This window comes from Pseudidiomarina sp. CB1 (genome assembly GCF_024752025.1).
Taxonomy (GTDB): domain Bacteria; phylum Pseudomonadota; class Gammaproteobacteria; order Enterobacterales; family Alteromonadaceae; genus Pseudidiomarina.
Window position 1 is genome coordinate 284,107 of sequence record NZ_JANTPU010000001.1, and the last position, 23,564, is coordinate 307,670.

24 protein-coding genes are annotated in these 23,564 nt (G+C 49.4%); 20 read left to right on the forward strand and 4 right to left on the reverse strand.

Annotated elements, in window-relative coordinates; translation table 11 throughout:
- Positions 1-215: 215 nt before the first annotated feature.
- The gene (locus NV375_RS01280; protein WP_126769825.1) at positions 216-1,496 is read right to left on the reverse strand and encodes a citrate synthase; all 1,281 of its coding nucleotides are present in this window, start codon (positions 1,494-1,496) and stop codon (positions 216-218) included.
- Positions 1,497-1,974: 478 nt separating this feature from the next.
- Here NV375_RS01280 and sdhC point away from each other — a divergent pair, with 478 nt between their 5' ends.
- From sdhC to NV375_RS01345, 13 genes are all read left to right on the forward strand, one after another.
- On the forward strand, positions 1,975-2,349 hold the full coding sequence (gene sdhC, locus NV375_RS01285) for a succinate dehydrogenase, cytochrome b556 subunit (RefSeq protein ID WP_126769827.1): 375 nt from the start codon (positions 1,975-1,977) through the stop codon (positions 2,347-2,349).
- On the forward strand, positions 2,343-2,699 hold the full coding sequence (sdhD, locus tag NV375_RS01290; protein ID WP_126769829.1) for a succinate dehydrogenase, hydrophobic membrane anchor protein: 357 nt from the start codon (positions 2,343-2,345) through the stop codon (positions 2,697-2,699). The genes sdhC and sdhD overlap by 7 nt, the downstream gene beginning before the upstream one ends.
- Complete coding sequence (sdhA, locus tag NV375_RS01295) at positions 2,700-4,466, forward strand: succinate dehydrogenase flavoprotein subunit (RefSeq protein WP_258806630.1); 1,767 nt, start codon at positions 2,700-2,702, stop codon at positions 4,464-4,466. It abuts the gene before it with no gap.
- Positions 4,467-4,481: 15 nt separating this feature from the next.
- Complete coding sequence (locus tag NV375_RS01300) at positions 4,482-5,195, forward strand: succinate dehydrogenase iron-sulfur subunit (RefSeq protein WP_126769833.1); 714 nt, start codon at positions 4,482-4,484, stop codon at positions 5,193-5,195.
- A gap of 101 nt (positions 5,196-5,296) precedes the next feature.
- Positions 5,297-8,104 carry a 2-oxoglutarate dehydrogenase E1 component gene (locus NV375_RS01305; protein ID WP_258806631.1) on the forward strand — a complete coding sequence of 936 codons (2,808 nt, stop codon included), beginning with the start codon at positions 5,297-5,299 and terminating at the stop codon, positions 8,102-8,104.
- A gap of 13 nt (positions 8,105-8,117) precedes the next feature.
- Positions 8,118-9,683, forward strand: a complete 1,566-nt coding sequence (gene odhB, locus NV375_RS01310; RefSeq protein WP_258806632.1) for a 2-oxoglutarate dehydrogenase complex dihydrolipoyllysine-residue succinyltransferase — start codon at positions 8,118-8,120, stop codon at positions 9,681-9,683.
- Between the two features lie 138 nt (positions 9,684-9,821).
- Positions 9,822-10,988: an ADP-forming succinate--CoA ligase subunit beta gene (gene sucC, locus NV375_RS01315; protein WP_258806633.1), complete on the forward strand. Its 1,167-nt coding sequence runs from the start codon at positions 9,822-9,824 to the stop codon at positions 10,986-10,988.
- On the forward strand, positions 10,988-11,860 hold the full coding sequence (gene sucD, locus NV375_RS01320; RefSeq protein ID WP_126769841.1) for a succinate--CoA ligase subunit alpha: 873 nt from the start codon (positions 10,988-10,990) through the stop codon (positions 11,858-11,860). Before sucC ends, sucD begins: the two co-directional genes overlap by 1 nt.
- 447 nt (positions 11,861-12,307) lie before the next feature.
- Positions 12,308-12,697, forward strand: coding sequence for a hypothetical protein (locus NV375_RS01325; protein ID WP_258806634.1), 390 nt, complete (start codon positions 12,308-12,310; stop codon positions 12,695-12,697).
- A gap of 111 nt (positions 12,698-12,808) precedes the next feature.
- Complete coding sequence (locus tag NV375_RS01330; RefSeq protein ID WP_405035419.1) at positions 12,809-13,582, forward strand: DMT family transporter; 774 nt, start codon at positions 12,809-12,811, stop codon at positions 13,580-13,582.
- A 120-nt stretch (positions 13,583-13,702) separates the two neighbouring features.
- Entirely contained in the window at positions 13,703-14,014 is a 312-nt protein-coding gene (locus NV375_RS01335) for an excalibur calcium-binding domain-containing protein (RefSeq protein WP_258806636.1), read from the forward strand.
- A 73-nt stretch (positions 14,015-14,087) separates the two neighbouring features.
- On the forward strand, positions 14,088-15,389 hold the full coding sequence (locus tag NV375_RS01340) for a hypothetical protein (protein ID WP_258806637.1): 1,302 nt from the start codon (positions 14,088-14,090) through the stop codon (positions 15,387-15,389).
- Between the two features lie 72 nt (positions 15,390-15,461).
- Positions 15,462-16,373, forward strand: coding sequence for an MBL fold metallo-hydrolase (locus tag NV375_RS01345; protein ID WP_258806638.1), 912 nt, complete (start codon positions 15,462-15,464; stop codon positions 16,371-16,373).
- 3 nt (positions 16,374-16,376) lie between these two features.
- Here NV375_RS01345 and NV375_RS01350 read toward each other — a convergent pair whose 3' ends face one another.
- Positions 16,377-16,937 carry an FMN-dependent NADH-azoreductase gene (locus NV375_RS01350; RefSeq protein ID WP_258806639.1) on the reverse strand — a complete coding sequence of 187 codons (561 nt, stop codon included), beginning with the start codon at positions 16,935-16,937 and terminating at the stop codon, positions 16,377-16,379.
- 147 nt (positions 16,938-17,084) lie between these two features.
- Here NV375_RS01350 and NV375_RS01355 point away from each other — a divergent pair, with 147 nt between their 5' ends.
- Genes NV375_RS01355 through NV375_RS01370 form a run of 4 tightly spaced genes read left to right on the forward strand, consistent with a single transcriptional unit; the run spans position 17,085 to position 21,142 of the window.
- The gene (locus NV375_RS01355) at positions 17,085-18,008 is read left to right on the forward strand and encodes a LysR family transcriptional regulator (protein ID WP_258806640.1); all 924 of its coding nucleotides are present in this window, start codon (positions 17,085-17,087) and stop codon (positions 18,006-18,008) included.
- 53 nt (positions 18,009-18,061) lie between these two features.
- Positions 18,062-19,288, forward strand: a complete 1,227-nt coding sequence (locus tag NV375_RS01360; protein ID WP_258806641.1) for an acyl-CoA dehydrogenase family protein — start codon at positions 18,062-18,064, stop codon at positions 19,286-19,288.
- A gap of 1 nt (position 19,289) precedes the next feature.
- Entirely contained in the window at positions 19,290-20,381 is a 1,092-nt protein-coding gene (locus NV375_RS01365) for a phosphotransferase family protein (protein WP_258806642.1), read from the forward strand.
- Entirely contained in the window at positions 20,378-21,142 is a 765-nt protein-coding gene (locus NV375_RS01370) for an SDR family oxidoreductase (protein WP_258806643.1), read from the forward strand. Before NV375_RS01365 ends, NV375_RS01370 begins: the two co-directional genes overlap by 4 nt.
- Here NV375_RS01370 and NV375_RS01375 read toward each other — a convergent pair.
- Both NV375_RS01375 and NV375_RS01380 read right to left on the reverse strand, forming a co-directional pair.
- Positions 21,139-21,597, reverse strand: a complete 459-nt coding sequence (locus NV375_RS01375; protein ID WP_258806644.1) for a hypothetical protein — start codon at positions 21,595-21,597, stop codon at positions 21,139-21,141. The two genes, NV375_RS01370 and NV375_RS01375, sit on opposite strands and share 4 nt — an antisense overlap.
- Before the next feature lie 11 nt (positions 21,598-21,608).
- Complete coding sequence (locus NV375_RS01380) at positions 21,609-22,577, reverse strand: pirin family protein (protein ID WP_258806645.1); 969 nt, start codon at positions 22,575-22,577, stop codon at positions 21,609-21,611.
- Positions 22,578-22,710: 133 nt separating this feature from the next.
- On the opposite strand from NV375_RS01380, the gene NV375_RS01385 reads away from it, so the two are divergent.
- Genes NV375_RS01385 through NV375_RS01395 form a run of 3 tightly spaced genes read left to right on the forward strand, consistent with a single transcriptional unit; the run spans position 22,711 to position 23,564 of the window.
- The gene (locus NV375_RS01385; protein WP_258806646.1) at positions 22,711-22,890 is read left to right on the forward strand and encodes a hypothetical protein; all 180 of its coding nucleotides are present in this window, start codon (positions 22,711-22,713) and stop codon (positions 22,888-22,890) included.
- The gene (locus tag NV375_RS01390; protein WP_258240512.1) at positions 22,880-23,170 is read left to right on the forward strand and encodes a hypothetical protein; all 291 of its coding nucleotides are present in this window, start codon (positions 22,880-22,882) and stop codon (positions 23,168-23,170) included. The genes NV375_RS01385 and NV375_RS01390 overlap by 11 nt, the downstream gene beginning before the upstream one ends.
- Positions 23,157-23,564, forward strand: coding sequence for a hypothetical protein (locus tag NV375_RS01395; RefSeq protein ID WP_258806647.1), 408 nt, complete (start codon positions 23,157-23,159; stop codon positions 23,562-23,564). The genes NV375_RS01390 and NV375_RS01395 overlap by 14 nt, the downstream gene beginning before the upstream one ends.

A 23,564-nucleotide genomic window follows, 5' to 3' on the forward strand; every position in this document is an offset into this window, starting at 1 on the left:
TAAGACGTTTGTTTCTTTGGTAAGGTTTATGCAGGTTGCGTGCCAACTAGTAAATAATTCCTAGTAAAACCCTAGAGTTATCGATTTTATTGGCTTGCAGAGGATCGTTTTGTTCGCGATTCATTTAGGTCGAAGAGAAAATAGGCACAAAAAAAAGCACGCCGTGGCGTGCTTTTTACTAAACCTTAGCGAATTTCGCTAATTCGGCGCTAGTGTTAACGCTTAATAGGTGTGAAGTCACGTTTCGCCTCACCAGTGTAAAGCTGACGTGGACGACCGATTTTCTGGTTCGCTTCACCCATCATTTCATGCCAGTGTGAAATCCAGCCAACGGTACGTGATAAAGCAAAGATCACGGTAAACATGTTGGTCGGAATGCCAATGGCTTTCAGAATGATACCTGAATAGAAATCGACGTTCGGATACAGTTTCTTCTCAACGAAGTACGGGTCTTCTAACGCAATGCGTTCAAGTTCCATCGCCACGTCAAGCAACGGATCGTCAATGTTCAACTCTTTGAGTACTTCGTGTGCACTTTCACGCATAACAGTCGCACGCGGGTCAAAGTTTTTGTAAACACGGTGACCAAACCCCATCAGACGGAACGGGTCGTTCTTGTCTTTCGCTTTTTCGATGTACTTAGGAATGTTGTCGACCGAGCCGATTTCTTTCAACATGCGCAAACAAGCTTCGTTCGCGCCGCCATGGGCAGGTCCCCAAAGTGATGCAACACCCGCTGCAATACACGCATATGGGTTCGCGCCCGATGAACCTGCCAAACGAACCGTAGACGTTGAAGCATTCTGCTCATGATCAGCGTGCAACGTGAAAATACGGTCCATCGCTTTGGCGATGATAGGGTTCACTTTGTAATCTTCAGCCGGAACAGAGAACATCATATTTAAGAAGTTTTCTGAGTACGACAGATCGTTTTGTGGATAAACAAATGGCTGACCAATGCTAAATTTATAAGCCATGGCAGCAATGGTAGGCATTTTCGCAATTAAGCGGTACGCACTACGTAAACGTTGTTTTTCATCATGGATATCAAGATCATCATGATAAAAAGAAGAGAGGGCACCGGTAACCGCACAGAGCATCGCCATTGGATGCGCGTCACGACGGAAACCATTAAAGAAATTGTGTAAACCTTGATGCACCATAGTGTGCTTGGTGATCGTGGCTTTAAAATTATCATATTGCTCAGCTGTAGGAGCTTCACCGTGGAGCAGCATGTAACATACTTCGAGATAATCCGCTTGCGTAGCGAGCTGATCAATCGGATATCCGCGGTGCAGAAGGATGCCGTTTTCACCATCAATGTAGGTGATCTTTGATTCACATGAACCCGTTGCTAGAAAGCCTGGGTCGAAAGTGAAGAACCCGTGTTTTCCAAGAGTACGCACGTCAACTACATCATAGCCGGCTGTACCAGATAACACTGGTAATTCAATGGATTGGCCGTCAATCTGCAGGGTGGCTTTACGATCAGCCATAAGGAAATCTCCTTGTTTTAATCTGCTTCATCACTAAAAAAGAGCGCTAGAATTTACTTGATCTTAACCGCCATTGTCAATTCAAACGGCTGTTTAGTTCTGGGCAAAACCCCGATCAGCGTCAAGTAAAAGTGTCATTGTTACGCATCAGTATGGCATTTGGATGACAAAGTTGCGCGCTTTCGTCAATTCACTCGAAACGGTTATACGTTGGATCGTAACTTCTGTGTATACGACTAAGGTAGGGTTGCGACAAGAGCTGATTTCTTGTCTGTTGATCTAAAGCGAAAAAAATCACGTTTTTCTTGGAAAGTCGGCGCTAGAGAATTGTAATTCATTGCTATGGCTTATATACTTTGGCGGCGATCTCACAGGGTCCTCTTACCGTATACTTTACAGTAATCCTAACAAGTAACAGGGCGAGGATGTTTGAAGTTCCGAGCATGTTAACAATGCTTTTCTGAAAGGCACAACAATCGTGAAAAAACAAAGACCTGTAAATTTAGACCTTACAACTATTAGTCTCCCCGCTGCGGGACTTAGTTCCATCTTGCACCGTGTTTCTGGCGTGATCATGTTGATCTCGATTGGTTTATTGGTGTGGGCATTGGCAACTTCACTGCAATCAGCCGAGGGCTTTGCAATGGTGCACGACCTGTTCACCAGCTTCATTGCTAAGTTTATCGCCTGGGGTATTTTAACTGCACTTGGTTATCACTTGCTGGCTGGCGTACGCCATATGTTTATGGATATGGGCTACTTTGAAGAGCTCAACTCTGGCCGTATCAGTGCGTACATCGTATTTGTACTCGCTATCGTACTTTCAGCTTTAGCAGGGGTGTGGTTATGGTAAAAGTAGCTTCAACATTTGGCCGTAGCGGAACCCATGACTTTATCCTGCTACGCGCATCAGCCATCATCATGGCTTTGTACGCCATCTTCATGGTGAGCTTCTTGGTTTCAGCAGAAACTGTGAACTATGCCGTGTGGACAAACTTGTTCGCAAACTTAGGTATGAAGATCTTCACTATGTTGGCGTTAACCTCAGTTCTTATCCACGGCTGGATTGGTATCTGGCAGGTATTGACTGATTACGTCAAAAATTCTGGCTTACGAGCTTTCATTCAATTCGTTGTAAGTGTTGCACTTATCGTGTACTGGCTGGCTGGCCTACTCGTAGTGTGGCCTGTGGAGGGTGTGTAAGTGAGCGTACAAACTCTTGAATTTGATGCAGTAGTCATTGGTGCCGGCGGCGCAGGTATGCGCGCAGCACTACAAATTTCTCAGTCAGGCATGACCTGTGCACTGATGTCGAAAGTTTTCCCAACGCGTTCGCACACCGTATCTGCGCAAGGTGGTATCACCGTTGCATTGGGTAACGCGCACGAAGATAACTGGGAATGGCACATGTTCGATACCGTGAAAGGTTCGGACTACATCGGTGACCAAGACGCTATCGAGTACATGTGCAAAACCGGTCCAGAAGCGATTTTGGAACTGGAAAACATGGGCTTGCCATTCTCACGTTTTGAGAACGGTAAAGTTTATCAGCGTCCATTCGGTGGTCAGTCGAAATCATTTGGTGGCGAACAAGCCGCGCGTACAGCTGCAGCAGCGGACCGTACAGGCCACGCATTGTTGCACTTGTTGTACCAGCAAAACGTCAAGAACAAGACCACCGTATTCTCGGAGTGGTACGCGCTTGACCTTGTGAAGAACCAAGACGGTGCAGTGGTTGGTGTAACGACCCTGAACATCGAAACCGGTGAAATCTTCTACGTAAAAGCCAAAGCCGTAGTGCTTGCAACGGGTGGTGCAGGCCGTATCTACGCCTCAACTACCAACGCTCACATCAACACTGGTGACGGCGTTGGCATGGCGTTGCGTGCAGGGGTTCCGGTGCAAGATATGGAAATGTGGCAGTTCCACCCAACCGGTATTGCCGGTGCAGGTACCTTGGTAACCGAGGGTTGCCGTGGTGAAGGTGGTTATCTGTTGAACAAAGACGGTGAGCGCTTTATGGAGCGCTACGCACCGAATGCCAAAGACTTAGCATCGCGTGACGTTGTTGCACGCTCAATGATGACTGAAATCCGCGAAGGCCGCGGCTGTGATGGTCCTTTAGGTCCACACTTGAAACTGAAGCTTGATCACTTGGGGCGTGAAGTTCTCGAGAGTCGCTTGCCAGGCGTGTGTGACTTGGCGAAAACCTTCGCTCACGTTGATCCAGCGGAAGAGCCAATTCCAGTTATCCCAACTTGTCACTACATGATGGGCGGTATCCCAACTGACGTGAACGGCCAAGCATTACAAATCGATGCCGACGGTAAAACGTCGCCGATTCAAGGCTTGTTCGCTTGTGGTGAAATCGCTTGTGTATCTGTGCACGGTGCGAACCGCTTGGGCGGTAACTCACTACTTGATTTGGTGGTGTTCGGTCGTGCGACAGGCTTGCACTTGGGCGATGCTTTGGCAGCCAATACCGAAGCACGTGAAGCAAGTCAAAGCGACATCGACGCAGCTTTAGCGCGCGTTAACCGTTGGGAAAGCAATAAAGACGGTGAAGACCCAGTACAAATTAAGAAAGACTTGCAGAAGTGTATGCAGTTGAACTTCTCGGTCTTCCGTGAAGGCGAAGCGATGAAAGAAGGCTTGGCGGAGCTTAAAGAAATCCGTGAGCGCTTGAAGAACGCGCGTCTTGATGACACCAGTGCTGAGTTCAACACCCAGCGTATCGAGTGCTTAGAACTTGATAACCTGATGGAAACCGCTTATTCAACAGCTGTTTCTGCGAACTTCCGTACGGAAAGCCGTGGCGCACACAGCCGTGCTGACTACCCAGATCGTGATGACGAAAACTGGTTGGTACACAGTGTTTATCGTCCGGAAACGGAAGAGATGCTGAAGCGCGAAGTGAACATGCAGCCGAAGCTACGTGAAGCATTCCCGCCAAAAGCGCGGACTTACTAAGGTTAGGTGACAACGATGAAGAAGTTGAGTATTTCAGTTTATCGTTACAACCCGGATGTTGATAACGCACCTTATATGAAGGATTACACCCTCGAAATCGAGGATAATCAGGACATGATGGTGCTGGACTTGCTGTTAAAATTGAAAGAGCAAGATCCAACGTTAGCATTCCGTCGCTCATGCCGTGAGGGTGTGTGTGGTTCTGACGGTTTGAACATGAACGGTAAGAATGGTTTGGCTTGTATCACGCCAATGTCTGCGTTGAAAGGCAGCAAAATCGTGATTCGTCCACTGCCTGGTTTACCCGTCATTCGTGATTTGATTGTAGACATGACGCAGTTCTACAAGCAGTACGAAAAGATCAAACCGTACTTGATTAATGACGACAAAACGCCGCCAGCGCGTGAGCGTCTGCAATCGCCTGAAGAGCGAGCCAAATTGGACGGTTTGTACGAGTGTATTCTTTGTGCTTGCTGTTCGACGTCGTGCCCATCGTTCTGGTGGAACCCGGACAAATTCATCGGCCCTGCCGGTTTGTTGCACGCTTATCGTTTCTTAATTGATAGTCGTGACACCGCTACCGAAGAGCGCCTTGATGACTTAGACGACGCATTTAGTGTTTTCCGTTGTCACGGCATCATGAACTGCGTGAACGTTTGCCCGAAAGGTTTGAACCCAACAAAGGCTATTGGACACATCAAATCCATGCTATTAAGTCGCGCGATTTAATACTATCGCGTTGATTTGCTATAGTAATGGCCGAGCTGTATCGAAATAGCCATCCAGCTTGGATGGCTATTTTTTTATAAAACGAGTGTGAAGGAACAGCGATGCAAGATGGCGTAATGCAAGCCTGGCTTGAATCCTCCCACCTAGCTGGTGGTAACATGGCGTACGTTGAGGAACTCTTTGAGTTATACCTCGACGATCCGACTGCTGTTGGTGATGAATGGCGAAGTTTCTTCGACCAGTTGCCGCGTGAAGGTAGCGGCCATGACACCAAGCACAGTGAAATTCGTGAGCAATTCCGTACCCTTGCTAAGAACAAGTTAAAGCAATCGGGTACTGTCGTTGCAGGTGCCCCTGATCAGAAACAAGTACGCGTACTGCAACTGATCAATGCCTACCGATTCCGTGGTCATCAACACGCGAACCTTGATCCGCTCGATTTATGGAAGCAGGAACAGGTTCCGGATTTATCACTTGAGCACCACGAGCTCTCGAAAGACGATTTCGATAAAGAGTTTAACGTGGGGTCGCTGGCGGTAGGTCAAGAGACCATGAAGCTTGGTGAAATCCACCAGTTGCTCGAGCAAATTTATTGTGGCTCGATTGGCGCTGAGTACATGCACATTGTTTCGACCGAAGAGAAACGTTGGATTCAGCAACGTCTTGAAGGTGTGCGTGGGCGTCCAGAGTTCAAATCTGAGCAGCAAAAGAAAATTCTGAAAGAAATGATTGCGGCAGACGGCCTTGAAAAATATTTGGGCTCTAAGTTCCCCGGTGCCAAGCGATTCTCATTGGAAGGCGGAGATAGCCTTATTCCAATGTTGAAAGCCTTAATCAGCCGTGCGGGCGAGCAGGGCACTAAAGAAGCCGTGATCGGTATGGCCCACCGTGGCCGTCTGAACGTTTTGGTCAACGTGCTTGGTAAGAAGCCGCAAGACCTGTTCGACGAGTTCGCCGGTAAGCATGCAGCGAGTAAAGGCTCAGGCGACGTGAAGTACCACATGGGCTTCTCATCGGACTTCGCTACTCCAGGTGGTGATGTGCACCTAGCGCTAGCATTCAACCCGTCGCATCTCGAAATTGTGAACCCAGTGGTTATGGGCTCAGTGCGAGCGCGTATGGACCGCTTGGGTGACAAAGACGGTTCGAAAGTGTTGCCTATTACGATTCACGGCGACTCGGCGATTGCCGGCCAAGGTATCGTGCAAGAAACCTTTAATATGTCGCAAACGCGTGGATTCCAGTGCGGCGGTTCGATTCGTATCGTGGTGAATAACCAAGTTGGCTTTACCACGTCGAAGCGCGAAGACACGCGCTCAACGCAGTACTGTACCGACATCGCGAAAATGGTGCAGGCGCCGATTTTCCACGTGAATGCAGACGATCCAGAAGCCGTGGTATTTGTGACACAGTTGGCTATTGACTTCCGCAACGAATTCAAACGTGACGTCATGATTGATTTGGTTTGTTATCGTCGCCACGGCCATAACGAAGCTGATGAGCCAAGTGCTACGCAGCCCGTTATGTATGCAAAAGTTAAAAAACATCCTGTCGCTCGTAGTATCTACGCGAAACGCCTTGCTGATGCAGGCGTGATTGATAGTGATGCCGAAGACAGCTTTGTAAGCGACTACCGTGATCAGCTCGACAAGGGCGAAATCGTTGTCGATGAATGGCGTGAAATGAAAGCGCACTCGAGTGATTGGTCGCAGTACATCGGTAACGAATGGGATGTCGAGTACGACGCGAAGATTAGTAAAGCTCAGCTTGAAGAGATTGGCACCGCAATGAGCACGGTCCCAGAAGACCACAAGCTACATTCGCGCGTCAAAAAAGTGTACGACGAGCGTCTGAAAATGGCAAAAGGCGAGAAGAAAGCCGATTGGGGCTTCGCAGAAACCTTAGCTTATGCAACCTTGGTTGATCAGGGCGTGCGCATTCGTATGACTGGTCAAGATAGTGGGCGTGGTACCTTCTTCCATCGTCACGCAGTTTTGCACAATCAAAAGGACGCCTCGACCTACATGCCGTTGAATCATATTCGTGAAGGCCAAGGCCCGATCGAAATTTTCGACTCGGTATTGTCGGAAGCGGCCGTAGTGGCGTTTGAATACGGTTATGCGACCGCTGAACCGAAAGCACTCGTGTTATGGGAAGCCCAGTTCGGTGACTTCGTAAACGGTGCGCAAGTGGTGATTGACCAGTTCTTAAGCTCGGGCGAACAAAAGTGGGGCCGTTTATGCGGCTTGACGCTGTTGTTGCCGCACGGCTATGAAGGCCAAGGACCAGAGCATAGTTCAGCTCGTCTTGAGCGCTTCTTGCAGCTGTCGGCCGACCACAACTGGTCAGTCTGTGTACCGACGACGCCAGCACAAGTATTCCACATGTTGCGTCGCCAGCAGCTGCGTCCGGTACGTCGCCCGTTGATCGTGATGACACCGAAGTCGTTACTGCGCCATCCGTTGGCTGTCTCCGAGTTGGATGAAATGACCGATGGCGTGTTCCAAAATGCGATTGGTGAAATCGATAAATTGGACGCGAAGAAAGTCAAACGCGTGATATTCTGCTCAGGCAAGGTTTACTACGACCTGTTGAAAGAGCGCCGTGAGCGCGAACAAACAGACGTTGCTATTATTCGGATTGAGCAGTTGTATCCGTTCCCAGCCGAAGAAGTGGCTGAGATCTTGAAAGAATACAAGCATGTGAAAGATTTTGTTTGGTGCCAAGAAGAACCGCAAAACCAAGGTGCCTGGTATAGCAGCCAGCATCATTTCAGAGCGGCGATTCCAAAAGGCGCAGACTTAACTTATGCAGGTCGCGAAGCTTCGGCTGCACCGGCAGTCGGTTATTTGTCTGAGCATAACAAACAGCAGCAAAAATTAGTCGATGACGCGCTAACCATTAAATAGGTGATAATTGACCATGGCTATTGATATTAAAGTTCCACAACTCCCTGAATCTGTTGCAGATGCAACAGTCGCTACTTGGCACGTTAAGCCAGGTGACAAAGTGTCGCGCGATCAAAATCTGGTCGATATCGAAACCGACAAGGTTGTCCTTGAAGTTGTTGCGCCAGAAGACGGTGAAATCGGCGAAATTATCGCTGAAGAAGGCGCAACCGTTGGCGCTGATGAAGTGATTGGTAAAATCGTAGCCCGCAGTTCTACTGCGGGGGATGCCGACGATTCGAAAAAGTCAGAATCTGCAGATAAGTCGGACGACAAAAAATCTGACGCCAAGAAAGACGAAAAACCAGCAGCCAAATCAGGCAGCGGCGAAAAACTTGAAGTTAAAGTTCCGCAACTGCCAGAGTCTGTAGCTGACGCCACCATCGCTGCATGGCACGTGAAAGCCGGCGAGAAAGTCACCCGCGATCAGAACCTTGTTGACATCGAAACCGATAAAGTAGTGCTTGAAGTTGTGGCTCCTGCCGACGGCGTACTTGCTGAAATTAAGCAAGAAGAAGGCGCGACTGTGGGTGCTGATGACGTCATCGGCATCGTTGAAGGCGGCGCAGGTGGTGACGACGTAGCCCGTAGTTCTACTACGGGGAATGACGAATCTACAGATAAAGCTGATTCGGCAAGCGACGAAGACAGCGAAGTAGCAGGCCCAGCCGTACGTCGTTTACTGGCGGAGCACGATTTGAAAGCGTCTGACGTCAAAGGCACCGGTAAAGGCGGTCGTGTCACCAAAGAAGACGTTGAGAAGCACGTTAAAGAAGGTGGTAAGAAAGCAGCGCCTGCAGCAGCGAAGAGCGAAAGCAGCGCACCAGCAACCGCTGGCGACCGTGACCAGAAACGTGTACCTATGACACGCCTGCGTAAGACGATCGCCAAGCGTTTGCTTGAAGCGAAAAACGCGACGGCCATGTTGACCACCTTTAACGAAGTCAACATGAAGCCGATCATGGATTTGCGTAAGAAGTACAAAGACGAATTCGAGAAGCGTCATGACACGCGTCTAGGCTTCATGGGCTTCTACGTGAAGGCGGTGACCGAAGCGTTGAAACGCTTCCCAGAAGTGAATGCGTCCATTGACGGTGATGACATTGTTTATCACAACTACTTTGACATCAGCATTGCCGTGTCAACACCACGTGGCTTGGTAACTCCGGTCTTGCGTGATACCGACAAAATGAGCATTGCGGAAATCGAAAATGGCATTCGTGACCTCGCTATCAAAGGTCGTGACGGTAAGTTGACCATGGACGATATGCAAGGTGGTAACTTCACCATTACCAACGGTGGTGTGTTCGGTTCACTGTTGTCGACGCCAATCTTGAATCCACCGCAAAGCGCTATCTTGGGAATGCATAAAATCCAAGATCGCCCAATGGCGGTCGACGGTAAAGTCGAAATCTTGCCGATGATGTACTTAGCATTGTCGTACGACCACCGCATTATCGATGGTAAAGAATCGGTAGGCTTCTTGGTCACTATCAAAGAGTTACTGGAAGATCCACAACGTCTGTTGTTGGACATCTAACAGAAGTAAAGCCGCATGTAGCATGCCATTTGCACATGCGGCTGTCTTTTTTGCGCGCAAAACTGTAAAATACGCGCGAAATTTTCGGGTAAGCAGCACTAAGCTGCTTTTGTTGTTCAAACGAATCGGAAGATCATCATGAATTTGCATGAGTATCAGGCCAAACAACTCTTCAAAGAGTTCGGTTTGCCAGTATCTGAAGGCTTCGCAGTTGATACTGCAGAAGAAGCCGTTGAAGCTGCCAAGAAAATTGGCGGTGAGCGTTGGGTAGTTAAAGCACAAGTGCACGCCGGTGGCCGTGGTAAAGCGGGCGGTGTAAAGCTTGTTTCTAGCCATGACGAAGTACGTGACTTTGCTAACAACTGGTTAGGCAAAAACTTGGTCACCTACCAAACAGACGCGAACGGTCAGCCGGTTGCGAAAATCTTGGTTGAGAGTCTTACTGATATCGCTTCAGAACTGTACTTAGGCGCAGTAGTTGACCGCGCAACACGTAAAATCGTGTTCATGGCGTCAACTGAAGGTGGTGTTGAAATCGAGAAAGTTGCAGAAGAAACACCTGAAAAAATCTTGAAAGCTGTGATCGACCCAACTGTCGGCGCACAGCCTTACCAAGGTCGTGAGCTGGGCTTCAAACTGGGTCTAAACCCAGACCAAGTGAAGCAGTTCACCAAAATCTTCTTGGGCCTTGCGGCAATGTTCGAACAGTACGACTTCGCATTGCTTGAAATCAACCCATTGGTGATCACTGAGCAAGGCAACCTGCATTGCTTGGACGGTAAGATCAACATCGACAGCAACGCGTTGTATCGTCAGCCGAAGATCCGTGAAATGCACGATCCTTCGCAAGAAGACGAGCGCGAAGCACAAGCTGCGAAGTGGGAACTGAACTACGTCGCGCTTGATGGCAACATCGGTTGTATGGTTAACGGCGCTGGTTTGGCGATGGGTACCATGGACATCGTTAAGCTTGCTGGCGGCCAGCCTGCAAACTTCTTGGATGTTGGTGGCGGCGCAACCAAAGAGCGCGTAACTGAAGCATTCAAGATCATCTTGTCGGACGACGCAGTACAAGCCGTACTGGTTAATATCTTCGGTGGTATCGTACGTTGTGACATGATCGCAGAAGGTATCATGGGCGCAGTTGAAGAAGTTGGCGTTAAAGTTCCAGTTGTTGTTCGTCTTGAAGGTAACAACGCAGAACTAGGTCGTCAGAAATTAGCAGAAAGTGGCCTGAACATCATCGCAGCAGAGAGCTTGTCTGACGCTGCTGATAAAGTGGTTGCTGCGGCAGGAGGTCAATAATGTCTATCTTGATCGATAAAAACACCAAAGTCATCTGCCAGGGTTTTACTGGTGGTCAGGGTACCTTCCACTCTGAGCAAGCAATTGCTTACGGTACGCAAATGGTTGGCGGTGTAACCCCAGGTAAAGGCGGTCAAACGCACCTTGGTTTGCCAGTATTTAACACTGTGCGTGAAGCCGTAGAACAAACTGGCGCAACAGCGTCTGTTATCTACGTACCAGCTCCTTTCTGTAAAGACTCGATCATCGAAGCTGCGGATGCAGGTATCGAGTTGATCGTCTGTATCACTGAAGGTATCCCGACCTTGGATATGCTTTACGTGAAAGAATACTTGACGCACAAAGGCGTGCGCATGATCGGTCCAAACTGCCCAGGTGTTATCACTCCTGACGAATGTAAGATCGGTATCATGCCTGGTCATATCCACAAAGCAGGTAAAGTGGGCATCGTTTCACGTTCAGGTACCTTGACCTATGAAGCCGTGAAGCAAACCACAGACGAAGGTTTCGGCCAGTCGACTTGTGTTGGTATCGGTGGTGACCCTATCCCTGGTTCTAACTTCATCGACATTCTCGAAATGTTCGAAAAAGATCCAGCGACTGAAGCTATCGTGATGATCGGTGAGATCGGTGGTACTGCTGAAGAAGAAGCAGCTGAGTACATCAAGCACAACGTGACCAAACCAGTCGTATCTTACATCGCTGGTGTGACTGCTCCTCCAGGTAAACGTATGGGTCACGCAGGCGCTATCATCTCTGGTGGTAAAGGAACTGCTGACGAGAAGTTCGCAGCCCTTGAAGCCGCTGGCGTAAAAACCGTACGCAGCTTGGCAGACATCGGTAAAGCATTGCGCGAGAAAACTGGCTGGTAAGCCACGTTTTTTAGCAACAAGCTAAGCGAAAGGCACCTTCGGTAACGTTGGTGCCTTTTTTGTTTGTAATTCAAATACTTGCTCTCAAAGAGATGTTAAGTTAAGGTAAAAACATCAACTATTGAAATGTTTAGGGAGCAAAATACCGATGCTAGGAAAAGTTTTTGTGAAGGGATTCTTACGGTGGTTGGTGGTTAGTTCGTCAGTAGTGCTAATTATTTTTCTTTTCAAAGTCATTTATGATCCCGTATCTATCGACGGCAAAGGTCCTCAGTTTACATTTGATGCGGCGGGTTTCGTTCTATTGTTCGCGCTCCTGTGTGGCATTGCCGAAGTTGTTCTATTCACTCTCAAAGCATCTAAAAGCCATCGCGAGTAAATCGAATAAACAAATTGTTGTTGACGGCGTTAGTCCCAAGCTCATCCAAATAAAAGGTTGATTTAACGATGCTCAAACTATTGTTCAAAAAGTTAGTTATAGCGACTTGGGTAGTGCTAGTAGTAGGCTGTTCTGAACCAATTGATATTGAGGCGAGTCAACAGCATTTTTTTGAGCACGAAGAAAACTTCAGACAGCTATCAAATGCTGCATGTGTTTTTGCTGATGCCAACTGTGAATTGTTCGTCCTAATAGCTGGAACATCATTTCTTGGTGAAGGTAGTAGTTTAGGTTATGTATACCAGCCGATAGAACTCGGTGAGTATGAGTATACAGAAGATTTCTTTAGTGCCGACCAAATTGCACACCGCGAGGCGAATCGCACACGAGGTGAAGACGTAAAGTTCTCGATCGACCTAAAGGACGGCTGGTATCTTCAGTATCACCTCTATCCATAAGAGTGAGAAACTCGTTTGAATTTAGCAAGTAAGCTTTTACTGTCGCTTGCGGCGCTATGCGCTTTTGCCGGAAATTCGGTGTTATGCCGCTGGGCGCTCGCGGAATTTACGATGAACCCTGCACAGTTTACCTTGCTGCGTCTTGTTTCCGGTGCAGCGGCACTCGCGGTGATTGTGTGGGTGGCGCGACGAAAACGTCACCGCCGCGCAGTTGAACAAGCTCCAAAGGCCAATTGGTGGGGCGCCATATGGCTGTCAGCCTATGCTTATTGTTTTGCCTATGCGTATGTTGGCTTAGCCACGGGAGTAGGGGCGTTGATTCTGTTTACCGCTGTACAAATGAGCATGCTAGCGATCGGTGCATGGCGTGGGACACGTTATGGCGTCATCGAAATCGTTGGTATTGTGCTGGCCTTGGCGGGTTTTTTGTATCTGGTTTGGCCGCAGTTTGTCGAGCCATTCACCGCTTTTGCAGTGGTGTTAATGAGCCTAGCGGGCGCTGCATGGGGAGCTTATAGCACGGTAGGGCGCGGTTCGCGTGCGCCACTGAATGAGACGAAAACGCACTTTGTTCGTGCGAGCTTGTTAAGTTCACCGTTGTTGCTCATGGGCTTTATGTACAGCAACGTGCTTTGGCAGCCTGCGCTACTTGCGGTGTTGTCGGGGGTGCTGACTTCGGCTATCGGCTATGCGCTTTGGTTCAAGGTCTTACCACATTTGCGAGTGAGTACAGCTGCGGTTGGTCAGTTGACTGTGCCACTGATTGCAGGAGTGGGCGGCTTTATTTTTGTTGGTGAAACGCTGTCACTTAGGTTTTTTATTGCTAGTGCCGCCACACTAGGTGGTATCGCGTTGGTCATTAGTCATCGTACCCAGAGTAAATAGAACAAGAATAAAACAAAGTAATAAACTAACTTACATGGTTTTACTATTTTTGATAATAGGCTAGTCTAAATCCGTAGCAGTGACACACCACACTAAAGCTGTCACAACGGGGACACATCAATGAAAAAGTGGATTTTGCTGGCCATACTGGCGCTCGCCGCGTGGAATTATCATTTAAACAAACAGGCGGAAGAACGTGGTGAGGAGCGCGGTTTAATCAAGGAGATTGTGCAAGGCGTGCAGGGGGCAGTATTTAAGCGCGACCCCAAGTTCCGCTGCGATGGTCGACGCTTTTGCCATGAAATGCGTTCCCCAGAAGAAGCGCGTTTCTTCTTGACCAATTGCCCAGAGACTCAGCTTGACGACAATGCTAATGGTATCCCTTGCGAAGAAGACTTTCCCTCATCGACAAATTTCGACACACAAAACTAACGTTGGCGTTTGCTCAATCGCTGCCAACAGTTGTATGCTTAAGCGATAAGGGTCGTAAATTCAGGTGTAAGTCATGCACAAAAAGTTGGTGTTGTTAGGGTTGTTGGCGTGCGCGATAGGCATATGGTTTGCCGCCGCATGGCTAAAAGAAAACGCCAGCACGGAAGTGCAAATTAGAATGACCAAAACCACACAGGATGAGTGGTTTGTTTCCTACATTTTTGCTGACAGCGTTACGCAAGCTACTTTCGTGCGAAACCCCGACCATAGCCGCATTGAGCGTTGGCAGCCAATCGACAATGATTATTACATTGGCGTCGACGCCGAAAGTGGTCACGAATTTATCGCTCGCATAGATGGGCGAGCATTTAACAGCGTGGCGTTTCAACTCGAACCTACCTATGTGACGCTGCGCAAAGACTATGCGCCATTTTCACCGTTTAGTGACGGTGGTGTTTCGTGGTACTCGGGGCGTTTTAAAGTTTGTCCGCAGAGTTGTAGCAGTGCGTTGCGTTTTGACTATGCTTTTACAATGGAAGCGCCGCTCAGCGATTTTGTGCGTTTACCCGAACATAGCGAACGCGGACAACTCGTTTGGCGCGAGTCAGCAAGCGACGGTCAGGTGATCTATGTTGGTCCGCAACAACCGGGACCGGCTGTCGAACATGGTTTCGAAACAATCATTGATCCGATACTGCCGGTGTCGTTGAAGCGACGCTTGTTAAGCGATGTGCCGCCACTAACCCACTACTTTAATCAACGTATGCCTCATCTTGCTGAGCGCCCTATGTTGCTGGCTTCGTTTAGCTCTACCGACAACGGTCGCTATGGTTATCAAGGTGGCGTTATTGGTAATCAGATGGTCCTGCACTGGTACGGGCACAGTATGGCGGAACGAATTACGGCACCTTATTTTGTTGAAGACACCATCTGGTTTGTTGCCCATGAGTTTGCACATCTCTACCAAGCTGGGCAATTTAGCAATGACTCGGCTTGGATTCATGAGGGTGCTGCTGAGTACATGGCGTTGGAATATTTGCGGTCAATTGGCGCGAATTCGGTGTATTTGAATCACCGCATGAAAAAGGCGAGCGAGCAGTGTTTGGCGAGCAATGACAAATTTGAATTACATTACGCTTGCGGGTTGCTTTGGGCTGCCGAAATTGATCAGCAGATCAAACGAGAGTATCCGCACGGTTTGTTTTTCTTATGGTACATGTATGTCGAGGCTCTTGATGAGCAGCCGCGCAGTGATCTTGTGGATCTTTATTTTGAGTTGATGGCGCAGCTCACCAATCAAAAATTCACGCAGCAACTGCAAGGCCAAATTGCACAACGTTTTGCCCGCCTAGAAAGTCAGCAAGTGGCGCCCTAATTCAAAATTGAACTTTTTGCTTGAAACTGCCATACCTAACAAGGTCTTTTCTTGCTTTGTTAGGAGCAACTTATGAATGTTACCCAGAAAAGTTTGCTGGCGGTGCTCACCGCCAGTGGCATCGTCGCCTCGGCTTCCGCCGTTGCTGACGATCATCAGCTTGGGCAAGCGCCAGGCTATTATCGTATGAACGTTGGTGACTTTGTGGTTACTGCGCTCAACGATGGCACCAGCGACATGGCCGCACACAAGCTATTGCATTGGGACGAAGATAAGATCCGTGCTGCGTTAGCCGAACACTTTATGGAATCTCCAGTCGAAGGTTCAATTAATGGGTTTTTGGTCGATACCGGCAAGCAGCAAATTCTTATTGATACTGGCATGGGCAAAGGTGTTCGCCCCAGTCTTGGTAAGCTCACCGACCATCTTGCTGCGGCGGGCTATAGCGTCGCCGATGTCGATGCCGTTTACATCACTCACTTTCACGGTGACCACGTGAGTGGCTTGGTAAACGACGGCGAACGGGTATTCCCCAATGCTAAAGTCTATGTGCATGAGCGTGACGCCGACGCCGAAAGTGCGCAAGCAAAATACGCTCCCTATAAAGCGGCCAATGCGTTTGTCACTTTTGCCGATGGCGAAAGCCCACATGACGGCATAACCATCAACCCAACGCCTGGCCATACACCGGGTCATAGCGTTTACCATGTCGAGAACGGTGGGCAAACCATGGTGGTGTGGGGCGATACCTTGCATGTGGCCGGGGTACAATTTGCTCACCCTGAGGTGACCATTCAGTACGACAGTGTCCCAGAGCAAGCGCGAGAGCAACGCTTAAAGCTGTTTAAGATGATTGCCGACAATGAGTATTGGGTCGCCGGAGCACATATTGCATTTCCGGGGATCGGTCGCTTGAAACAAGAAAATGACGGCTACCGTTGGGTACCCGCCAATTACACGACTCGAATTGAAGCGCCTAAGTAGGCATTAGGCAAGTTCAGCGATGGCTTCGTCAGCGGCTTGTAATGCTTGCTGGCGAGGCTCTTCGCCCAAATTTACACCTTCCGCACGAATCACGGTCACGTCGGTGATACCGATAAAAGCTAACGCGTTTCGCAGATAGCTTTCTTGATGATCCATAGCGGCTGCAGCGCCTTCGCTATAGATACCGCCACGACCTGAGGCAATGTAAACCTTTTTACCTTTCAGTAAGCCTTCAGGACCTTGCTCAGTGTACTTAAAGGTTGTGCCTGCTTTCAGTACGCGGTCGAACCATGCTTTGAGCTGCGTCGGAATAGTGAAGTTGTACATTGGTGCACCAATCACGAGTACATCTGCAGCAAACAGTTCGGCGAGTAGCTCTTCAGTTAATGGATTTTCTTCGGCCAACAACGTCGCAGCGTCGAGGTGCGGAACTGCATTCGTGACGAGATCACGATAGACGACGGTATCGGTGTCGCCTTTGACGCGCTCAACGATTTGCTTGCTGAGTTTACGGCTGACCGACTGATCGACAAAAAGGCCTGAGTCCAAATGTAAGATGTTCATAGTTGCGTTCTCCAAAATCATGTGCGCTGTGGTGTTAAGTTGTAGACAGTTTATCAAGTTCCAAAAATGGTTGTAGATGGTTATAATGGAAACATTTGTTCCAAAAATGGAACGATAAATAAGTAAAGTTTAAAGGAAAACGTGACCATGGCTCTTCCGGATCTCACTAATTACCTGATTTTCGCTAGGGTGGTACAAGCCGGCAGTATTAGTGCGGGTGCGCGTGACTTGGGTATGCCGAAATCGACGGTTAGCCGCCGCCTGACCGAACTTGAAGAAGAGCAGGGGATTCGCTTGGTTCATCGGACGCGTCGAGGGCTTAAGTTAACTGACGTAGGTCAAGCCTTTCTTATTCATTGTGAGGCCTTGGTAAGTGCTGCCGAGGCGGCACAACAAGTCACTCAGTTGGTGCGCGAAACACCGCGCGGTACCGTGCACCTGAGTGCACCCTACGCCTTAAGCCAAAGTTTGTTGACCGAGCTGTTGCCAGCATTTATGCAAGCCTACCCTGAGGTTAATGTGCAACTTATGGTAACCAACCGTCCGGTAAACCTGGTTGACGAGGGCATCGATGTCGCGCTGCGCGTGCGTTCGAGTATCGAGGATTCTTCACTGATTGCACGCCCCTTGGTCGACTCGCCACTGACACTTTATGGTGCACCGAAGTTATTGGATGCCCGCGGGGTGCCGAAACACCCGCTTGATCTCATCGACTTTCCGCATCTATCGTTGCACTACACCAGTGGTCGTTATGCGTATCAATTGACCGCCGAAGATGGTGAGCAGTTGTCGATTACCTTTCAGCCACGTTTGATCACCGATGACATGATTGTATTGCGTGAAGCAGCGATACAAGGTGAGGGGATCGTCGCGTTACCGAACTATCTTTGTGCAGATGCGCTCGCAGCTGGCGATTTGCAACAAGTATTTCCAGCTTGGCAACTACCGGTGGGTATTATGCACCTCGTTTATCCCCACCGACGCGGACTGCTGCCGGCGGTGCGGGTACTGATTGATTATCTTGTCGAACATATTCCTGTGATTGCGCAACGTTCGTTATTGATCGGATAGCCGATGCTCTCTACAATCATTTAAACGATTGTTTGAAAAAGAGCAGAATAACAATGGATTTCCAGCCTAGTGCCAAAACTTTAGAATATCGCAAGCGACTGATTCAATTTATAAAAGAAAATATTGAGCCGATTGAGTCGAATTACCATAAAGAATGCCGACGGCTGAACCCAGATGCTAATTGGCGTAACTGGGAAGTACCCCCGATTGTGGCTGAGCTCAAAGCTAAAGCGCGTGCAGCGGGTTTATGGAACCTGTTCTTACCTGACGCCGAATTAGGCGCAGGCCTCACCACGCTAGAATATGCACCACTGGCCGAAGTGATGGGGCATAGCTTGCTTGCCCCTGAAGTCTTCAATTGTAATGCACCCGACACCGGCAACATGGAAGTGCTCTATCATTTTGGCTCTGCCGCACAAAAACAAGAATGGTTAACGCCCCTGCTAAACGGTGAGATCCGTTCGGTGTTTTGCATGACCGAACCGGACGTCGCCTCGTCGGATGCCACCAATATGCAAACTTCAATTACTGCCGATGGTGATGACGTCGTGATTAGTGGACGTAAATGGTGGTCGACGGGATTAGGCCATCCGGACGCTCAGTTTGCCATTGTCATGGGGTTAACTGACCCTGATGCGTCAAAACATCAGCGCCATTCGATGGTGCTGGTACCGCTGACTACGCCGGGCGTAACTATTGAACGGATGTTGCCTGCGTTTGGCGAATACGATGCGCCGTATGGCCACGGCGAGGTCGTGTTTGATCAGGTGCGGGTGCCAAAGTCGAATGTGATTGGTGACTTGGGCGACGGCTTTAAAATTGCGCAAGGACGCCTTGGTCCGGGTCGTATTCACCATTGCATGCGCGCCTTGGGCGCTGCCGAAAAAGCTTTGCAATTGTTTATGAAGCGCGGCCAAGACCGCATCGCGTTTGGCAAGCCGTTGCTGCAGTTGGGTGGTAATCTAGAGCGGGTAGCAGATATGCGCATTGCCATCGATCAAGCGCGCTTATTGACGTTCTTTGCTGCTTGGAAAATCGACCAAGTAGGCGCCATGAAGGCATTGGCTGAAATCTCTGCGATTAAAGTAGTGGCACCGAACGTGTTGCAACAAGTAGTTGATGAAGCGATCCAATTATATGGTGGTGCAGGTGTTAGCCATGATGTGCCGCTGACGCAGCTCTTTGCAGTTGCGCGTGCGCTGCGTATCGCTGATGGTCCGGATGCAGTGCATCGCGCAACCATCGCCAAAGTTGAATTGGCAAAATACCGGGAGCGTTAACATGAGTCGTAGTGATCTTGAAGATCGAGCGGGTAAGGTGCGGGAAGGTGAAGAGATCCATCGCGAGCGCTTAGCTACGTACTTGAAGGACAAGTTTCCACACCTCGAAGGTGATTTGCGTATTACCCAATACGCTGGTGGGGCATCAAACTGGACCTACCGTTTACAGTTTGCCAATGCCGACTGGATACTCCGTCGACCTCCTGCGGGTACGAAAGCCAAATCGGCACATGATATGGGCCGTGAATACCGGCTACAGAAAGCGCTTGAACCGGTGTTTCGTTATGTACCGAAAATGCTGCACTACACTGACGACGAGAGCATTATCGGCGCTGAATTTTATGTCATGGAGCGTATTGCAGGGATAATCCCGCGCAAGAATATGCCACGCGGTCTCGAGCTGAGCGAGGCGGAAACCCGTAAGCTCTGTGAAAATGCGCTCGATTGCTTAATCGAGCTGCACAGCATTGATATCAAAGAGCATGGTTTAGATCAGCTCGCGAAAGGCGAGGGCTATACTGAGCGCCAAGTGCTGGGCTGGAATAAACGCTACCGGCTGGCGAAAACCTGGAACGTGCCGAAAAGCGAAAAAATAATGCAGTGGCTCGAGCAAAACATGCCAAAGAACGAACGTTTGTGCATGACCCATAATGATTTTCGCTTCGACAACTTGGTACTGGATACTGAAGACCCTAGCCACATCATCGGTGTGTTGGATTGGGAGCTCGCTACCATCGGTAATCCGCTGATGGATGTTGGCAATAGCCTCGCTTATTGGATCCAAGCTGATGATGATGCTATTGCCCGCTCAACACGCCGGCAACCGACGCATTTACAAGGCATGCTGACACGTGACGAAGTGATTCGCTATTACTGCGAACGCATGAATGTCGACGTCGCCGATTTTAGTTTTTATGAAGTGTTCGGATTGTTCCGTTTAAGCGTCATCGCCCAGCAAATCTATTACCGTTACCATCACAAGCAAACGCGCAACAAAGCCTTCAAGAATTTTTGGTTCTTGGTGCACTATCTGCACTGGCGTTGCCGCAAAATCATGCGCCAAGCAAACAAAAACAATAAGGGGAAGTCATGACGCATTCGCTACGAAAAACGATTTTGATCACAGGTGCGAGTTCGGGTTTAGGTGAGGGGATGGCCCGAGAGTTCGCTGCTAAGGGGCGTAATTTAGCGCTTTGTGCGCGGCGCACCGAACGCTTGGAGCAGTTGAAAAGCGAGCTTGAAGCAAAGCATCCTGAGAGTACCATTAGCATCAAGGCGTTGGATGTGAACGATCACGATCAAGTGTTCGAGGTGTTCAAAGCATTTAAAACGGAGTTTGGCACCATTGACCGGGTGATCGTCAACGCCGGTATGGGGAAGGGTGCTTCGTTGGGCACTGGGTATTTTTATGCCAATGTGCAAACCGCACAAACGAATTTTGTGGCCGCTGTTGCTCAGTGTGAAGCTGCACTTGAAATCTTCCGTGAACAAAATCACGGGCACCTGGTGACCATGAGTTCAATTAGCGCATTGCGCGGCATGCCGCGAGCTATGACGGTCTATGCTGCAACTAAGGCTGGCTTGTCAGCCTTAACTGAAGGTATTCGGGCCGACCTAATAAAGTCGCGTTCACCGATCAAAACCAGTTGTATTATGCCTGGCTATATTCGCTCTGAAATCAATGAGAAGGTGAAGAATACCCCATTTATGATCGACAACGAAACCGGTTGTCGGCTATTGGTCAGGGCGATAGAGAAGGAGCCCGTGAAGGCTTATGTACCAACTTGGCCGTGGGCGCTCATCGGCTTTCTAATGAAGCGCCTGCCGCTGAAAATGGTGATGAAGCTAAGCTAATCTTTGCTGCTATTGTGGCGACAACCATTGACCCGCTCGGTCGCAACGCTGAGCGTGGTTGCTCCGCCTTCGGCGAGTTCATAAACGAATGAACTCGCTGCGACGCTGAGGTCTCCGCGAGAGGCTTCATGTAAAATCACTACTCGACGAGCTTCTCGTCTAATACCGACGCAACCGGCCGCTTTTGGCGAAGTCGCGAGGCGTTGCCATTCTTGAGTTAGCAACTTTTGTGCCCAGACTTCATAGCCTTCCCAACTCGGATTTGCGCCGCGTTTGCACTGATACACATACAACTGTGCCGCACTGTCTGCCGTGACGGACGTTTCGATGGACTGGCAATTCGCTACGGTCGGCGGCTCAGGCTGGTAAACGGTCCATTGATAGATAAGTACCGCAACAAAAAGCACGGCCAAGGTGATGATCGCTGCTAAAAACCATAGAGCTATGCGTTTCATGCTGGTAAATCCTATTCGTCGGTTGTTTTAGACTTCGCTGGTAAATCGGGCGCCAGCAACCGCTCGCCATTATAGCGTTGAACGCGACCAAAGCGCTCATGCCCAGCATTCCACTCTTGTTGCGCTAGACGAATGCGCTCGGGCTCACTACTAACGAAATTCCACCACATGTGCACGGGACGCGCAAACGCTTCGCCGCCAAGCACCAAAACAATGGTATCAGCAGCTAGTTCAAGGGTCACTGTGGAACGCCCTGCGCCAAGCAATAGCAGTTCATGGCGTTCGACGGTTTTACTCAGCGCATCAAGACGTCCTTCGACCACATACAAGCCGTATTCATGCTGTTCATTTAAGCGTAATTCACTGACCGCAACGCGCGGAGTCTTTAATTGCATGGCGAAAATAGGGTGAAACTGACGTGCGGGCGAGGAGTATTTGCGTTCACCGGCAGTGTACTCACCCATAATCAATGTGGCTTGGCTTTCGCCGACGGCAAACGAGGGTAAGTTCTTGTAATGGTCAAAACAGGGGGCCGTCGTTTCGGCTTCTGCTGGCAAAGCCGCCCACAACTGCAGTCCGTGTAGCGGGTCCGTTACCTGTTGCGCCGCGACCTCCGCATGCGAAATACCATTACCGGCAGTCATCAGGTTCAATTCGTTCGCTCGCAGGGCTTGTTCATAGCCAAGGCTGTCTTGGTGGAGTAACTGACCGGACAACAACCAGGTGATGGTTTGCAGGCCAATATGTGGATGTGGCGGCACATCGAACTGTTGATAGTCGTTAGGCGCGACAGGGCCGAAGTGGTCAAGAAAACACCATGGACCAATCATACGCACATCGCGTTGTGGAACGCTGCGAAAGACCCGCATTTTCGGGGTGAGTTGACGTGCTAACGCGGGTAAAACCTTTACTTCACGGCGGGTATGTGCCGATTCACACGGTGTCGGTTGGCTTTCACTATCTGCTGGCGTACGTGTCATAACCCATGCATCCTGTTTCAAAACCTTGCCCAGAGTATGCCAGCGTTGTCACGAAAGATCGATATTCGACTATACGCTGACTTTCTTCTTCGACTAAGATTGGTTAAGGTGAATCAACAACCTAGGAGCCAGCATGATCTATGCACTGATTTTAATTGTCATTGGTATAGCAGTAGCGCTAAGCGGCGTGTGGGAACAGAATTTGTTTACCATTATGCTCGGTGCGTTGCTGGAAATTATCGGTTGGGTGTGGTTTTTCATAACGTGGCGATCCGCTAAAAAACAGGGGCAACTCGATAACAATGAAAAGTAGTATCGTAAAACGAATTCTCGCCATCGCCTTGATCGTGGCAGGTGTTGTTACCGCAGTATTGGCGTCGAAAGACGCTGGTAGTGTGCGCTGGATGGGGTTATTTTTGCTGGTTTCAGGAATTTACTTCTTGGTCAGTCAAAAAGCCAGTCCTGAGCAGCGTGAACAAGCCGCACAACAACGGCACACCACGCCTCCGATCAAATGGTATCAATCGCCCATTCTTTGGGTTCCGGTAGCCGCACTGATTATTGCTTTGGTGTCATTCTATGTCGCTAACTAAACGTTTAGTCATTTTGGCCGGCTTAGTCGGCTTAATGTTTTATAACGCTACGGCGGAGCAACTTTGGGCCACTATCGTCGATTATCAATTGAGTTGGTATAAACTTGGTGTGCCTTTGGCTTGGGGCCTGATTTTAGGTGCGTTGGTTAATCTCATCGGGCTTAGTAGCCTGCAAAAATGGTTGGAGCCGCTCACCTTCATTAGTGCATCATTAACCACTTTAGGGTTGACCGGTGCTGCTGCGATTTATGCCGCGCACCAGCAAGCAGGGTTACTGCTACCGGCATTAATGATTAGCGCCATTGGCATTGGGCTGTATTTATTCGTCTACAGCTTTGCGCGGTTTTCAGCACACAAGCAAGCGACAGCAGAGCGTAAGGACGGTGAGTCGTAG

What these genes read in the sequence shown, in the direction of transcription:
- sucC (WP_258806633.1), top strand. Translation starts at nt 9,822, where the DNA reads ATGAATTTGCATGAGTATCAGGCCAAACAACTCTTCAAAGAGTTCGGT.
- NV375_RS01335 (WP_258806636.1), top strand. Translation starts at nt 13,703, where the DNA reads ATGAAAAAGTGGATTTTGCTGGCCATACTGGCGCTCGCCGCGTGGAAT.
- NV375_RS01280 (WP_126769825.1), bottom strand. Translation starts at nt 1,496, where the DNA reads ATGGCTGATCGTAAAGCCACCCTGCAGATTGACGGCCAATCCATTGAA.
- NV375_RS01305 (WP_258806631.1), top strand. Translation starts at nt 5,297, where the DNA reads ATGCAAGATGGCGTAATGCAAGCCTGGCTTGAATCCTCCCACCTAGCT.
- NV375_RS01365 (WP_258806642.1), top strand. Translation starts at nt 19,290, where the DNA reads ATGAGTCGTAGTGATCTTGAAGATCGAGCGGGTAAGGTGCGGGAAGGT.
- NV375_RS01340 (WP_258806637.1), top strand. Translation starts at nt 14,088, where the DNA reads ATGCACAAAAAGTTGGTGTTGTTAGGGTTGTTGGCGTGCGCGATAGGC.
- NV375_RS01395 (WP_258806647.1), top strand. Translation starts at nt 23,157, where the DNA reads ATGTCGCTAACTAAACGTTTAGTCATTTTGGCCGGCTTAGTCGGCTTA.
- NV375_RS01300 (WP_126769833.1), top strand. Translation starts at nt 4,482, where the DNA reads ATGAAGAAGTTGAGTATTTCAGTTTATCGTTACAACCCGGATGTTGAT.
- odhB (WP_258806632.1), top strand. Translation starts at nt 8,118, where the DNA reads ATGGCTATTGATATTAAAGTTCCACAACTCCCTGAATCTGTTGCAGAT.
- NV375_RS01385 (WP_258806646.1), top strand. Translation starts at nt 22,711, where the DNA reads ATGATCTATGCACTGATTTTAATTGTCATTGGTATAGCAGTAGCGCTA.
- NV375_RS01330 (WP_405035419.1), top strand. Translation starts at nt 12,809, where the DNA reads ATGAACCCTGCACAGTTTACCTTGCTGCGTCTTGTTTCCGGTGCAGCG.
- NV375_RS01345 (WP_258806638.1), top strand. Translation starts at nt 15,462, where the DNA reads ATGAATGTTACCCAGAAAAGTTTGCTGGCGGTGCTCACCGCCAGTGGC.
- NV375_RS01325 (WP_258806634.1), top strand. Translation starts at nt 12,308, where the DNA reads ATGCTCAAACTATTGTTCAAAAAGTTAGTTATAGCGACTTGGGTAGTG.
- NV375_RS01370 (WP_258806643.1), top strand. Translation starts at nt 20,378, where the DNA reads ATGACGCATTCGCTACGAAAAACGATTTTGATCACAGGTGCGAGTTCG.
- NV375_RS01375 (WP_258806644.1), bottom strand. Translation starts at nt 21,597, where the DNA reads ATGAAACGCATAGCTCTATGGTTTTTAGCAGCGATCATCACCTTGGCC.
- NV375_RS01390 (WP_258240512.1), top strand. Translation starts at nt 22,880, where the DNA reads ATGAAAAGTAGTATCGTAAAACGAATTCTCGCCATCGCCTTGATCGTG.
- sucD (WP_126769841.1), top strand. Translation starts at nt 10,988, where the DNA reads ATGTCTATCTTGATCGATAAAAACACCAAAGTCATCTGCCAGGGTTTT.
- NV375_RS01355 (WP_258806640.1), top strand. Translation starts at nt 17,085, where the DNA reads ATGGCTCTTCCGGATCTCACTAATTACCTGATTTTCGCTAGGGTGGTA.
- NV375_RS01360 (WP_258806641.1), top strand. Translation starts at nt 18,062, where the DNA reads ATGGATTTCCAGCCTAGTGCCAAAACTTTAGAATATCGCAAGCGACTG.
- sdhD (WP_126769829.1), top strand. Translation starts at nt 2,343, where the DNA reads ATGGTAAAAGTAGCTTCAACATTTGGCCGTAGCGGAACCCATGACTTT.
- NV375_RS01380 (WP_258806645.1), bottom strand. Translation starts at nt 22,577, where the DNA reads ATGACACGTACGCCAGCAGATAGTGAAAGCCAACCGACACCGTGTGAA.
- NV375_RS01350 (WP_258806639.1), bottom strand. Translation starts at nt 16,937, where the DNA reads ATGAACATCTTACATTTGGACTCAGGCCTTTTTGTCGATCAGTCGGTC.